The 12,725-nt window shown below is 73.4% G+C and carries 12 protein-coding genes; 6 read left to right on the top strand and 6 right to left on the bottom strand.

The features are described from left to right. Window positions 1-21: 21 nt before the first annotated feature. Window positions 22-1,131, top strand: a complete 1,110-nt coding sequence (locus DEI92_RS06320) for a hypothetical protein (protein ID WP_111012774.1) — start codon at window positions 22-24, stop codon at window positions 1,129-1,131. A 57-nt stretch (window positions 1,132-1,188) separates the two neighbouring features. Here the strand turns inward: DEI92_RS06320 and DEI92_RS06315 are convergent, their stop codons facing one another. Further along, the gene (locus tag DEI92_RS06315) at window positions 1,189-2,748 is read right to left on the bottom strand and encodes a hypothetical protein (protein ID WP_111012773.1); all 1,560 of its coding nucleotides are present in this window, start codon (window positions 2,746-2,748) and stop codon (window positions 1,189-1,191) included. 11 nt (window positions 2,749-2,759) lie between these two features. After that, a complete protein-coding gene (locus tag DEI92_RS06310) occupies window positions 2,760-3,155 on the bottom strand; it encodes a hypothetical protein (RefSeq protein WP_146249115.1) in 396 nt (131 codons plus the stop codon). A 182-nt stretch (window positions 3,156-3,337) separates the two neighbouring features. Here DEI92_RS06310 and DEI92_RS16825 point away from each other — a divergent pair, with 182 nt between their 5' ends. Further along, a complete protein-coding gene (locus tag DEI92_RS16825) occupies window positions 3,338-4,276 on the top strand; it encodes a C40 family peptidase (protein WP_258370092.1) in 939 nt (312 codons plus the stop codon). Between the two features lie 112 nt (window positions 4,277-4,388). On the opposite strand, the gene DEI92_RS06300 is transcribed toward DEI92_RS16825, so the two are convergent. Genes DEI92_RS06300 through DEI92_RS16495 form a run of 3 tightly spaced genes read right to left on the bottom strand, consistent with a single transcriptional unit; the run spans window position 4,389 to window position 5,939 of the window. Then, entirely contained in the window at window positions 4,389-5,492 is a 1,104-nt protein-coding gene (locus DEI92_RS06300) for an SDR family oxidoreductase (RefSeq protein ID WP_111012771.1), read from the bottom strand. A gap of 7 nt (window positions 5,493-5,499) precedes the next feature. Beyond that, on the bottom strand, window positions 5,500-5,772 hold the full coding sequence (locus DEI92_RS06295; protein ID WP_111011467.1) for a hypothetical protein: 273 nt from the start codon (window positions 5,770-5,772) through the stop codon (window positions 5,500-5,502). Between the two features lie 5 nt (window positions 5,773-5,777). Further along, window positions 5,778-5,939 carry a hypothetical protein gene (locus tag DEI92_RS16495; RefSeq protein WP_181434685.1) on the bottom strand — a complete coding sequence of 54 codons (162 nt, stop codon included), beginning with the start codon at window positions 5,937-5,939 and terminating at the stop codon, window positions 5,778-5,780. Window positions 5,940-6,197: 258 nt separating this feature from the next. Here DEI92_RS16495 and DEI92_RS06290 point away from each other — a divergent pair, with 258 nt between their 5' ends. Next, a complete protein-coding gene (locus tag DEI92_RS06290) occupies window positions 6,198-6,731 on the top strand; it encodes a hypothetical protein (RefSeq protein ID WP_111012770.1) in 534 nt (177 codons plus the stop codon). A 10-nt stretch (window positions 6,732-6,741) separates the two neighbouring features. On the opposite strand, the gene DEI92_RS06285 is transcribed toward DEI92_RS06290, so the two are convergent. Further along, on the bottom strand, window positions 6,742-7,164 hold the full coding sequence (locus tag DEI92_RS06285; protein WP_111011478.1) for a PPOX class F420-dependent oxidoreductase: 423 nt from the start codon (window positions 7,162-7,164) through the stop codon (window positions 6,742-6,744). A 112-nt stretch (window positions 7,165-7,276) separates the two neighbouring features. Between DEI92_RS06285 and DEI92_RS06280 the strand changes: the two genes are divergently transcribed. From DEI92_RS06280 to DEI92_RS06270, 3 genes are all read left to right on the top strand, one after another. Beyond that, entirely contained in the window at window positions 7,277-8,218 is a 942-nt protein-coding gene (locus DEI92_RS06280) for an NADP-dependent oxidoreductase (RefSeq protein WP_111011469.1), read from the top strand. A 197-nt stretch (window positions 8,219-8,415) separates the two neighbouring features. Further along, complete coding sequence (locus tag DEI92_RS06275; protein WP_146249114.1) at window positions 8,416-10,905, top strand: glycosyltransferase; 2,490 nt, start codon at window positions 8,416-8,418, stop codon at window positions 10,903-10,905. A 264-nt stretch (window positions 10,906-11,169) separates the two neighbouring features. Then, window positions 11,170-12,648 carry a mannitol dehydrogenase family protein gene (locus DEI92_RS06270; RefSeq protein ID WP_111012768.1) on the top strand — a complete coding sequence of 493 codons (1,479 nt, stop codon included), beginning with the start codon at window positions 11,170-11,172 and terminating at the stop codon, window positions 12,646-12,648. Window positions 12,649-12,725: the final 77 nt, after the last annotated feature.

The raw sequence follows: 12,725 nt of genomic DNA, 5'->3' as shown, positions 1-12,725 counted from the left end.
GGTGTCGTTCCACCCGATCGCGTGGCGGAGCAGGATGACGACGGCGGCGCCGACCCGACGGCGCTGCCGGGAGGCAGGACCATGCGCATCCTCGCGTACATCCTCAGCGTGCTCGTGTCGACGGTGCTCAGCATCGGCGGAGCACTGCTCGTGGCGATCCAGCTGCGGGGCGGCCCCGACGGTCTCGTCGTGGCGGCCGGCACGGGCGTCGCCCTCATCGTGTACGGTCCGCTGCTCCTCGGGTCGTGGAACACGTTCTGGGATCGACGGTCCTCGCCCGACGCTGGTCGGTACCTGCGTCGGGCGGGCGTCGTCGTGCTCGCGGTCGACCTCGCCGCGGTCGGCCTGCTCGTCGTCGCGACGGTGGTCGCGGGCGGACCCGTGTGGGTGCCCGTGCTCGTCGCGCTCGTGACCGCGCTGCTGCTCGTCGTCGCGAGACCGCTCGGTGACCGCCTCCGGCGCGCCGAGCGCCCACTGGCGTCGCCCTACTGGTGGCAACCCGTGGACCCCGGTCTGATCCGTCGGAAGCTCCTGATCGTGTCGGTGGTGTTCGCTGGCATGGTGGTCCTCGCGTCGGCGTGGGTCGTCGTCGATGCGGCCCTCGGGCGCGAGCGTGGTCTCGACCTCGCGACGACGGGACTCCTCGGGGCGGAGATGACGTTCATGGTCCCGGCGTTCGTGATGGTCGTCCTGGTCGTGCCGCTCCAGCGCCGGTTGCGGGATGCGGCGGGCCGCGATCTCGCACGCCTCCGGCAGTTCAACAAGGTCGTCCTCCGTGGGAAGGCCCTCGACCTCTCGGCGGCGGACCAACGGGCTGCGGCGCGGTACGCCTCGACGGTCCCGACGGTCCTCGGGCTGCAGATCGGGTACTTGGCGCTGTTGTACGCCGGGATCGCCTGCAACGAGTTGTCGTTGACCCTCGACGGGATGACGCGGCTCGGCATCGTCTACCTCGGGGTCCTGGTCGTCGGGGCCGCGGTCGCCATCCCCGCGGCGGTCGTGCGGATGCGTCGCGCTCGCGCCTACGCCGTCGCGCACGCCGACCTCCTCGACGACCACGGCGGTGACGACGGGGTCGCGGCCGCGAACGTCGTCTCGGTCGCCCCGCCGCAGCCCCACCCAGGGGTGTGACGGATGGGAGGCACTCCGCTGTCGTGCGCAGCGCCTCCCGTTCGTCGTTCCTGCGGCTCAGCCGCCGGGCGTCGGTGACGGCGCCGTGGTCGGCGGGGCCGACGACTCCGCCCGCTTGGCGAGCTCGTTCAGCGCCGCCTGCGCCAGGTCCCGGAGCTGCTGCGGCGTCAGCTTCGACAGGTCCGGGGACCCGGCCGATCCGGAGGCTCCGCTCGAGCCCGAGGCACCGGTCCCGCCGTCCGTTCCCGCGGACTCCGTGCCCGATCGGGTCACGACGTCGCCGTTCGCGTCGTACAGCGTGGCCGCGCCCGCAGCGTCGATGACCGCGCGGTAGACGACGCCCTGGGACTGCCCGATGGAGGCGACCCACTGGTTCCGCGCTCCGGGCACGATCTCGAAGATCTTGAGCCCGCTCGCCCAGTCGGGCAGGTAGCTGTAGGTGGTCTTGATGGTCGAGGCAACTGACGAGTTCGCCTGCCGCGCGGACCCCTTCTCGTACTCGTAGACCGTGATCGGGTTGCGGCTGCCGGCGTGGCCGACCGAGGCGTCGACGACGGAGAGCGCGACGACCGAGGACGACGACCCGGGCGGGGTGAGCGGGGTGACGTACGTGGCGTGGTCGTCGCTCGCGCGGCGCAGTCCGAGCTCGGACGGGTTGAACGAGTCGGGGTTGTCCGAGTCGTCCGACGTGTCCTCGTACCCGGAGCGGTGGAACCAGTAGTCGCCGAACGACCCGAGCGCGCGCAGGGCCGTCCGCTGTCGCTTCGCCAGGGACTGCGGGTACGCGGGGCCGGGGAGGTCGGCGGCGCGGGTCACGATGCGGACCTCGCCCGTCCGGCCGTTGTACAGGGCGTCGCCGAAGAAGTCGTAGGACGTGTCCCAGAACCCGTGCACCTGCGTCAACGGCACGACGACATCGGGGGCCCGGCCGTCGCAGTACCCGTAGACGTCGGTCGGCTCGAAACCGACGGTCGGCGGGGTCGCGGCATCGATCGCGCGGGTGAGCGAGTTGGCCGGCAGGGACCCTCCGACGCGGAGCCGTGCGGTGCGCGTGAAGTCGCACGTCCTCACCTGGTCGGGCTCGGTCTGCCCGAACAGGGGCATGTCCTGGACCTGGACGCTCTCGTACCCGGCGAGGAACCCACGGCGCTGCACGAGCGCGTCCCACAGTCCGTGGCTGCGCTGGTCGGTGAGCGACTTGACCGGCAGCGCCGTGCCCGTCGTGTCGCCGAGGTTCTTGGTCGACGAGGTCGCGGCGACGTCGTACGGGGAGCGTTCGGCGAAGCTCGGTGCCGGGTGGTCGACGGTCCGGACGTCGGCGACGTACAATCGGTCGACGTCGTACGCGTGCCGGACCCAGGCGACCACGGAGCCGGCGAAGACGAGCACGAGCGCGGCCGCGAGCACGGCCCGGAGCGACGGCCCGACGCGGAGTCCCACGAGCACGAGCGCGGCCAGCACCGCGAGGGGGATGAGGACGAACGCACCGGCGACACCCGTGCGCACCACGCCGTGTGCGACCTGCGGACCCCACAGCCAGGCGATCAGGGCGACGACGGCGATCCCGACCGCGGCGGCCGTGATGCGGGGACCGGTCAGGGGCGGCAGGAAGCGCATCCGACGATCATTCACCACGGAGTGACGAGCTGCTCCCGCGGCAGTCCGTTCCGCGCGGCCCAGCGGTCGAACGCGCCGCCGTCGTTGAGGGGTGCGTCGCGGTCCACCCGGTGGCCCAGGTCCCGGAGGCGCACCGCGAGTGCGTGTCCCTCCGCGCGCAGCGGTCGGACCCCGACGCCCACGACGGCGGAGCCGGCGAGCACGGCGAGGGCGGCGACCACGACGCCGACCGGTGCGGGGGCCAGGGCGGCGGCGGCCGCGGCGACGACGAGGAGCACGACGAACGCGGCGAGGGCGCGGTAGGCCGGCAGGCGGACGCCGGCCAGGCGGCGGGCGTTCTCCGGGCCGATGCGCGCCGCCCAGATCCGGTCGCTCGCGGTGGTGTTCCATCGGCGGATGACGGGCATGTCGTCACGGTACGGAGGCGCCGGGCGTCCGGCCATCCCCCAGATCGCGCGTCACCGGACGGGTCGCATCGAACCTGTGGAGACCCGCAGGCGCGCACGGCCCGCTGCCAGGGCGACCGTCAGACGGTTACCAATACGTTATCTTCTCGTGTCCCGCGCTCGGCGGGACGAGGAAGGGACACATGGCAGGACGACACGCGCTCCCCGTCGAGGACCGCCGCACCCGACGTGCCGACACCAGCGCCGTTCGTCCCCGTCCCACCGCAACCGTCGCCGAGCGCGTCGTCGTCGTCACCTCGCCCCTCGCCGAGCACCGCCCCGCCGAAGCGAGCCGCCGGGCAGAGATCCGCCGTGCCGAGGCCCACCACGCCGCAGCCCGCCTGGCCGCGGTCCGTCGGGTCACCGCCGCCCGCGCCCTTCCGGTCGTCGCGACCGCCCCGGCCGTCGCCGCCCCGGTCCTCCGTCACGAGCGCCGTGCCGTGAGCGCGAAGCGTCTCTCGCTCATCGTCGCCCCGATCCTCGCCATGACGTCGTGCATCGCGTTCGGGCTCCCCGCCAACGCGGACACGCTGAGCAGCGCCGCCGCGGCCGTCACCTCGTCGACCCCCGGCGCACAGCAGTACACCGTGTCGCGGGACATCACGCTCCCCGTCATCGAGCACGACGGCACGACGATCATCGCCGCGCCCGCCCCGACCGAGGTCGTCGTCAGCGGCGGTGCGACCGTCTCCGGCGCACAGAGCGCGATCGTCGACGCCCTGAGCGCCGGCGGCAAGCGTGCGCAGGTCATCCAGACCGCGCTGACCTACCTCGGCGACACGTACGTCGAGGGCGGCGCGTCCCACGCGGGCATCGACTGCTCGGGCCTCGTCATGGTCTCGTACGCGTCGGTCGGGATCCCGCTCGTCCACTACGTGCCGACGCAGGACGCCGCTGCGACGACGATCCCCGAGTCCGAGGCGCAGCCCGGCGACCTCGTCGTCTACGACAGCGAGGCCCACATCGGCCTCTACCTCGGCAACGGCCTCGTGATCCAGGCACCGCACCCGGGCGAACCCGTCGACATCATCCCGATGTTCTCCGCCCCGCACCACTTCGCGCGGGTCCTGCCCGCCGACTGACCGGCGGACGGGAGGCGCGGGACCGGCGCGCCCCGGACCTCCCGGGATCGTGTCTGTCGGGAGGCGCGGGACCAGGCCGATCCGCACCTCCCGGCGTCCGCGCCGATCGTGCTCAGACCGGCTGGACCTCGACGCCCGGTGCGGCCGGCAGGATCCGCCGACGACCGAGGTCGTCGAGGAGCTCGACGAGACGGTCGGCGCTGTCGTGGCACTCGCCGAACCCGGCCTGCCGGAGCTTGATCACGTTCGACACGTTGTCCCACGTCGAGCCGAGGATCATGTCCCCGAACCGCCAGTCGACGAGCTCCGTGTACGGGGTCGGGACGAGACCGTGCCGCTCCACCATGCGGTTCCACAGGTCCTCGCGCGGTGGCATCACGGTCGCCAGGGGGAGCGTCTGCGGCTCGCCGAGCTCGAGGCCGAAGTGGTCCGCGAGTCGCTTCCAGAGGTGACTCCACCGCACGACGTCGCCGTTGGTGATGTTGAACGCCTCGCCCGCCGCGGTCGGCGCCGAACCGGCCCAGTCCGTCGCGCGCGCGAGGAGCTCGGCGTCCGTCATCTGGTACAGGATCCGGTCGTACGTCTCGCGCTGCCCCGGGAACCGGAGCGGCAGGCCGAGCTCGCGGGTCATCGCGACGTAGGTGCCGATCGCCATGAGGAGGTTCATCGGCGTGCCCTGCGCGTAGCCCATCACGGCCTCGGGCCGGAACACCGTGAGCGCGAACCCCCGCTGCGCCGCACGCTCACGCAGCAGGTCCTCTTGGTCGTAGTAGAAGTTGGGCACGAGGAGACGCGGGTCGTCCTCCTTGGCGGGCGTCGCGAACCGGCCGAGGTGGGCGCCGTAGTACTTCATGCCCTGGTAGAGCGTCACGTGCCGGAGCGGAGCGCCGAGCCGGTCGAGTGCGTCGAGGGTGTGCTCGAGGAGTGCCACGTTCGGGCCGATCTGCTCCGCGAGGTCCGCCTTCTCGATGTACGCGGCGAACGCGAGGCGCGTCGTGTCGGACGCCGGACGCAGCCCCTCGACGGCGGCGTCGGCGTCGAGCAGGTCCACCGGCAGGTGGGTCCAACCGGACACGCCCTGCGGCGCCCGGCGGCTGATGCCCCGCGTCGTCACACCGGTGCGGGCGAAGTGCTCGACGACACTGCGACCGACGACGCCGCCGGCGCCGGCGACCAGGACCGCGTCGTTCGTCGGGGCGGTGGTCTCGGTCGTCATGGGCGTCCTAGGTCTCGTCGGCTCCTGCGATCGTGCGCGCGGCGTTCCGGACGCCGGCACAGAGCAGCCCGACCTCGGGTTGCATCGACACGATCTCGTCGAACCCACTCTGCACCTCGGAGTACCCGAGGAGCCCAGCGACCGCTTGTCGGGGGATCGCATGGGTCCGGAGCATCCACTGCCCGCTCGCGGCGAAGCACGGCGTCATCGTGCGCTGCGGCGCGTCCACGGGGAGCGACGCTGCCCGCCCGAGCCGGTGGGTGTCCGGCCAGCCGTCCACGTCGATCAGTCCCGTCGACGGAACGCGGACGAGTCGCGGAAGAAGTCCTCGTAGCGATCGTCGTGCCCTGTCTCGAGCGCGTACCCGCGGCGCCACAGCTTGCGCTGCCGCTTGAACGTCGTGATGCGGACCGGTGCGACGCCCGGTTCGGACTCGTACGAGCTCATGCCCATCATCCCTGTCGTCATGCGCGGTCGTGACGATGCCGGGACTGCCCTGACGCAGTTCCCGACTTCCGTCTGGTAGCGCCAACCGTACCTCGGATGAGGGGCAGAATGTCGGTTCTCGTCCGTTCGATGCGGGACCTGGCCTGGGTGCTTCGCGCAGCGGCTCTCGTTCGCCGTCAGGTCCTGCGCGGCAACCGGTCCGTCGGCCCGGCTCCGGCGCACGGCCGCCGCGTGGGACGTGTGGACGTAGAGTGGGGCATGGCCGTCCAGACCGCAACGATCATCGCGCTCGTCGGTGCCGGTGCCACGGGCCTCCTCGACGAACTCGGCGCACTCCGCGGGGTCGACGCCCTCCGACTCGGCGAGGCGGACGCCGACGGCACCGCGCGGATCAGCGCATCGAACGGGACGTACGTCGTCCACGACGCCGACCCCCTGGCGCACGTCGCCGCCGCGTGGGTCGAGTTCTTCGACGACCGCAGCACGCTCGGCACGCTCGAGCTCGAGGTCGAGACGGCGCTCGCCGCCTTCGCCGCGGGCCACCGCGTCATGCCGGACTACTACGTCGTGCTCGACCCGGAGTCCGTCGAGGGTACCTGGCGGCACTGGTGGTTCGGGGCGCTCGCCGTCGAGGGGCCGCGACGGGTGCTGCCCGAGCCGGCATCGGCCTGGGCGATCCGGAAGCGGCTCGGACGGCTCCCGATGGCACCGCGCTGGAAGGACCCGGCGGCCTGGCTGCCCGACCTGCGGTTCACGATCCCGGACCGCACGGGTCTCGCGGGACTCGGCTGAGCGATGTCCGTCAGGTCGTCGGCTGGTCGTTGTCCTTCATCGCGCCCCAGCCCGTCCACCGGTCGATCTCGATGACGCCCGTGGTGCGCGGACGGACCTGGTCCGGGTAGGCGCCGCCCGTGTAGTGGGTCGAGATGCGGTCGATGTCCCGGAGGCCCTCGTCGGCGTACAACTCGACCACCCGGCCGATCAGGGTGACGTGGGTGTACCAGTCGCCCTCGGCGAGGACCGTCAGGCTGACGCGCTGGTCACGCCGCAGGTGCTTGAGGCGCACACGGCTGTCGTCCATGCTCACGAGGACCCGGCCGTCCTGCCACAGGTACCAGGTGGCCGCGGTGACGGGCGTGCCGTCCGACCGCAGGGTGGCGATGACGGCGGGGTTCGGCTGCTGGAGCATCGCGACGGCGTCGTCGGGGAGCGGTGGCAGGGACATGTGGTCTCCGTTCGTCGTGGGATCGGTCCCCGTCATCCTCGCAGCCGCGCCCTCGACGTCCGGTCGGGCCGCCGCTGGGTGTGGAGGACCGTGGCCGCGGTAGACCTGGGGCATGCGAGTCATCGGAGTGCAGGAGTTCGGAGGGCCCGAGGCCCTCGCCGTCCACGAGGTCCCGGAGCCGCACGCCGGCCCGGGCGAGGTCCGGATCGGGGTGCGGGCGTTCGCCGTCAACCCGACCGACGCCGGCGTTCGTGGTGGCGGACGCGACCTCGGCGGTGCGCAGCCCCCCTACGTGCCCGGCATGGACGCGGCCGGCATCGTGGACGAGGTGGGCGAGGGCGTCGACCAGTGGCAGACGGGTGACGAGGTCATGGCGATCGCGCTGCCGCTGCGCGAGCACGGGGGAGCGTACGTCGAGCACCTCGTCGCCGCGCCGGACTCGATCGCCCGGATCCCCGCGGGTGTCGGCTTCGAGCAGGCCAGCACGCTCCCGATGAACGGGCTGACGGCCGTGCGGATCCTCGAGCTCATGCACCTCGAGCCCGGCCAGACCCTGATGGTGACCGGAGCCGCCGGGACCCTCGGCACGTACCTCGTGCCGCTCGCGAAGCAGGCCGGACTCGTCGTGATCGCCGACGCCGCCGAGAAGGACCGTGCGCTCGTCGAGTCGCTCGGTCCCGACCACGTCGTCGAACGCGGGGACGGGGTGGTCGATCGGATCCGGGCGATCGTGCCCGACGGGGTCGACGGTCTCGCGGACACCGCGCTCTTGCACGAGCAGGTCGTCCCCGCGATCCGGGACGGGGGCGTCTTCGTCGCCGTGCGCGGCTGGCCGGGCAACGGCGAGCGGGGCATCCGGTTCGAGCGCGTCATGGTGTTCGACGAGTACCACTCCGGACACAAGCTCGACCGGCTCCGGCAGGACGTCGAGGACGGCCTGCTCACCCTGCGCGTCGCCGAGGTCCTGCCCGCCGCGGACCCGGAGTCGGCCCGCGACGCCCACCGGCGCATGGAGGCCGGGGGCGTCCGTGGTCGGTTCGTGCTCGTCTGGTGACACCGGGCCGGGAGGCGGTGCGAGCGCGGGTGGGCGGGGGCGCGGTCCTCGTCGTACCCGCGCCGTCGCCGTGATGACGCGGCTCGGTGCGTCCGGGTGACCGGACGGGTGAATCCGGGCGGGACGCATCCCCGACGACCGGCGGGAGGCCGTCGGCCGCGGACCGGAGCGTGACGGCGGCGACCTAGCGTCGGCGGGTGGCCCCGTTCCTCCCGACCGACAGCAGACGAGTCATGGCGATCCGGCGGCTCGTCGGGTTCGCGGTGCTCCCCGTCGTCGGCGGGCTCGCGCCACTCGTCGCGGTCCCCGCGATCGCCGCGCGGTTCGGTGCGGAGGGGTGGCGCGACGTCGCGGTCGGGCAGTCGATCGGGGCGGCCGCGGCGGTCGTCGTCGAGCTCGGTTGGGGGATCAGCGGGCCGCAGCGGTCCGCCCGTCAGTCGCTCGGCAACCTCCGTCGCTCGGTCGGGCTCGCACTCGTGACCCAGGTGCTCGTCCTGCTGCCGGTGACCGCGGGTGTCTGGGTCGTCGCGCACCTGGTACCCGTCGGTGCTCCCGCGCTCGTCGGCTGGATCGGCACCGCGGGGGCACTCGGTTCGGTCAACGTCGTCTGGTGCTGGATCGGCCTCGGGCGGCCGGGGCCGATCCTCTGGGCGGACACACTGCCCCGCACGCTGCCCGTCGTCGTCGCCGCGGTCGCCCTCGCTGCCGGTGCGCCGCTGTGGGTGTTCCCCCTCGCCCTGGTCGTCAGCGGACTCGTGCCGGTCGTGCTCGGGACGACGCTGCTCGGCATCGGACCGGCGACCCTGCGACAGCTCACCCCGCGGCTCGTCGTGCGCGCCGTCCGGATCCAGCTGCAACCGCTCCTCGGACGCGTGCTCAGCGCGACCTACATCAGCGTCCCGATCACGCTCGCCGGCGTCAGTGCGCCCGGGGCCGTCGCGGTGTTCGCCGCCGCGGACCGGCTCCAGCGATGGGCGCTCACCGCGCTCAAGGCCCTGCCGACCGCACTCCAGGGGTGGGTGGGTGGCCCCGCCGATCCGGACCGGCGGATCCGACGGGCCTGGGTCGCGCTCTGGGGGAACGTCGGCGTCGGGGTCCTCGTCGGCGCCGGGTTCGTCGTCGTGGTCCCCGCGGTCTCGCGCGCGTTCTTCGCCGGCGTCGCCACCGTCGCGCCCGACCTCGCCGTGCTGAGCGGCCTGCTCGTCGTCGTCGTCACGACATCGCGGGCCACCGGTGGCCTGGTGCTCGTGGCGCTCCGCGGGGTCCCCGCGATCACCCTGAGCGCCGCCGCCGGATGCCTGGTCGGGGTGCCCGGGGTGCTCGTCCTCGCCCGCGTCGACGGTGCGCGCGGAGCGATGCTCGGGGTGCTCTCCGCCGAGGCCGCGGTGCTCGCCGTGCAGGTCGTCGCCGTCGTCGTGCTCGATCGGCGGCGGCGACGGCGCGTCCGGCGGGCCACATCGGTCCTCCGCGTCGCACACGTCCGCGTCGACGACCCCGCCTACCCGCGGAACGCCCGCGTGCGCCACCACCTGCGTGCGGCGGGGTTCGCGGTGGACGTCGTCCGGCGCCACCGGGGCGGGAGCGTCATCGGACGGATGACCCGCGACGCCCGCACGGTGCTCGGGCTCCGGGGGTACGACGTCCACCTCCTCGCCGAGATGTCGCTCGTCGTCGCGCCGCTCGTCGCACTCGTCGCGCGGCTCCGCGGCGGGGTCGTCGTCGTCGATCGGTTCGTCGGGCAGTACGAGACGGACATCGACGACCACGGACTGGCCGCCCCGCGGTCACTCCGCGCCCTCCGCTGCCGGGTCGTCGATCGCCTGGCCGAACGCTCCGCCGACGTGCTGCTCATCGACACCGAGGTGCGGGCCGCGGCGCTCCGGGAACGGGTGCCGGCGCGGACGGCCGTGCTGAGCCTCCCGGTCGGGGCGCCGGCGTGGGCGGTCCCGCCGACGGTCCCGCCGGCGGAGGCTGGCGCCAAGGCCGTGTCGCGCGCCGACGTTGCTGCCGGCGTTGCTGCCGGCGTTGCTGCCGGCGCTGCTGCCGGCGCTGCTGCCAGCGCGGGCGCCGGCGCTGCCGCTGAGGCCGGCACGTTGCCCTCGGGTCGCGCGGCCGCTGCGTCCGGGCCGCTCCGCGTGCTGTTCTACGGCCACGACGTCCCGCTGCACGGCGTCCCGGTCATCGTGTCGGCGCTCGGCGAGGTCCGTCGTCCCGTCCGCGCGACGTTCGTGTCGTACGCCTCGGTCCTCGAGCGGATCCGCGCACAGCTCCACGACGAGGGCGACCGCGTCGACGCGACCCTGCTCGAACCCGTGCCGGCAGAGGAGCTCGCCACGGTCATCGCGAACCACGACGTCGTCCTCGGGGTGTTCGGCACGTCGGACAAGGCCCGGTCCGTGATCCCGAACAAGGTGTGGCAGGGGCTCGCGTGCGGGCGGACCGTCATCACGGCGGCGAGCCCGGCGCTCGCGGAACTCCGACCGCTCGTCGGTCCTCAGCTGGTCGAGGTGCCGCCGGGCGACGTCGAGGCGTTGGCCGGTGCCCTGCGCGCGGTCGTCGACGGCCCGGTGCTCTCGGACGGTCTGTGGGTCGGCACGGCCGAGCGGCTCGAGGCGTACGCCGCCGCGATGCACGAACGGTTCGCCGCGCTCCTCCGCCAGCGGTGTGCGGCGCGTGCGGAAGCCTGAGGTGCGACGACCGGGCGGGTGCGCGCGCGGACGACGACCGGGCGGGTGCGCGCACGGACGACGACCTGGCGGGTGCGCGCGCGGACGACGACCGGGCGGGTGCGCGCGCGGACGACGAGGGCGCCGCCAGACGACAGCGCAGTCGTCGTCCATGCGCGCACGTCCGAGTCGGCCCGACCCGTGCCACCACTCCCGCAGACGCCACCACCGGTCGTACAGTGACGGGAGGGGCGTGCGACGGAGCGCGCCACGGGAGGACCCCACATGACCACGCTCAGCAACGCCACCCTCGACACGCTCACCGGCGTCGCCGTGCCCACCTACGACCGGAGCGCCGTCACGACCGGCATCGTCCACTTCGGCCTCGGCAACTTCCACCGGGCGCACCAGGCGATGTACGTCGACCGGCTCATGAACGCCGGGGGAGAGCTGTGCTGGGGGATCACCGGCGTCGGGGTCATGCCGCGCGACGCCGAGATGCGCGACGCGCTCGATTCCCAGGACCACCTGTACACGCTCGTGCTCAAGCACCCCGACGGGACCCTGGAGCCTCGTGTCATCGGCTCCGTCGCGGACTTCCTGTACGCCCCGGACGACCCGGAGGCCGTGCTCGCCCTGATGGCCGCGCCCACCACGCGCATCGTGTCCCTGACCGTCACCGAGGGCGGTTACAACATCGACCACGTCACGGGGCAGTTCGTCCTCGACGCCCCGGCGATCGCCGCGGACCTGACGCCCGGGGCGACGCCGACGACGATGTTCGGGTTCATCACCGAGGCCCTGCGCCGCCGCCACGACGGGGGCATCCCGCCGTTCACCGTGATGTCGTGCGACAACATCCAGGGCAACGGCGACACCGCCCGGCAGACCATCGTCGCGTTCGCCACCGCGAAGGACCCGGAGCTCGGCGCGTGGATCGAGCGGCACGTGTCGTTCCCGAACTCCATGGTCGACCGGATCACCCCGGTCACCACGGATGCCGACCGCGCGATGGTCCGGGACGAGTTCGGCATCGACGACGCCTGGCCCGTCGTCGCGGAGCCCTTCGAGCAGTGGGTGCTCGAGGACCGGTTCACCCTGCGCCGTCCGCTGTACGAGACGGCCGGCGTGCAGGTCGTCGAGGACGTCGTGCCCTACGAGCTCATGAAGCTCCGCCTGCTCAACGCCTCGCACCAGGCGATGGCGTACTTCGGCCTCCTGTCCGGACACACCTACGCGCACGAGGCCGCGACCGACCCGCTGATCGCCCGGCTCCTCGAGCGCTACATGGACGAGGAGGCGACGCCCACGCTCGACCCCGTGCCGGGCATCGACCTCGACCAGTACAAGGCGACGCTCATGGAGCGGTTCGGCAACCCCGCGATCCTCGACACGCTCGCGCGGCTGGCCGCCGAGTCGTCGGACCGGATCCCGAAGTGGCTGCTGCCGGTGGTGCGCGCCGACCTGGAGGCGGGCATCCCCATCGACCTGGCGGCGGCGGTCGTCGCGAGCTGGGCCCGGTACGCCGAGGGTGGCGGCGAGCACGGCGAGCGGTTCGAGGTCGTCGACCAGCTCCGCGACGTCCTCATGCCGGCGGCGGCGCAGCAGCGGTCGGACGACCTCGCGTTCCTGCGCAACCGGGACGTGTTCGGGGACCTCGTCGACGACGAGCGGTTCACGACGCCCTACCGCCGCAGCCTCGGCACCCTCTGCTCCGCCGGTGCGCAGGCGGCGCTCGACGAGGTCCTGTCGGTCCGCCGCTGACGGCCGACCCCTCCGGAGGCTGCCCCGCCCCGCCCTCCGCCGGCACCGCTTCCGAATCCGCTGGCTTCCGACAGAAC

Origin of the sequence: Curtobacterium sp. MCBD17_034, from assembly GCF_003234515.1 — a bacterium.
Taxonomy (GTDB): Bacteria; Actinomycetota; Actinomycetes; order Actinomycetales; family Microbacteriaceae; genus Curtobacterium.
The sequence above is the reverse complement of the archived record's forward strand: the minus strand, read 5'-3'. Positions and strand labels throughout refer to the sequence as shown.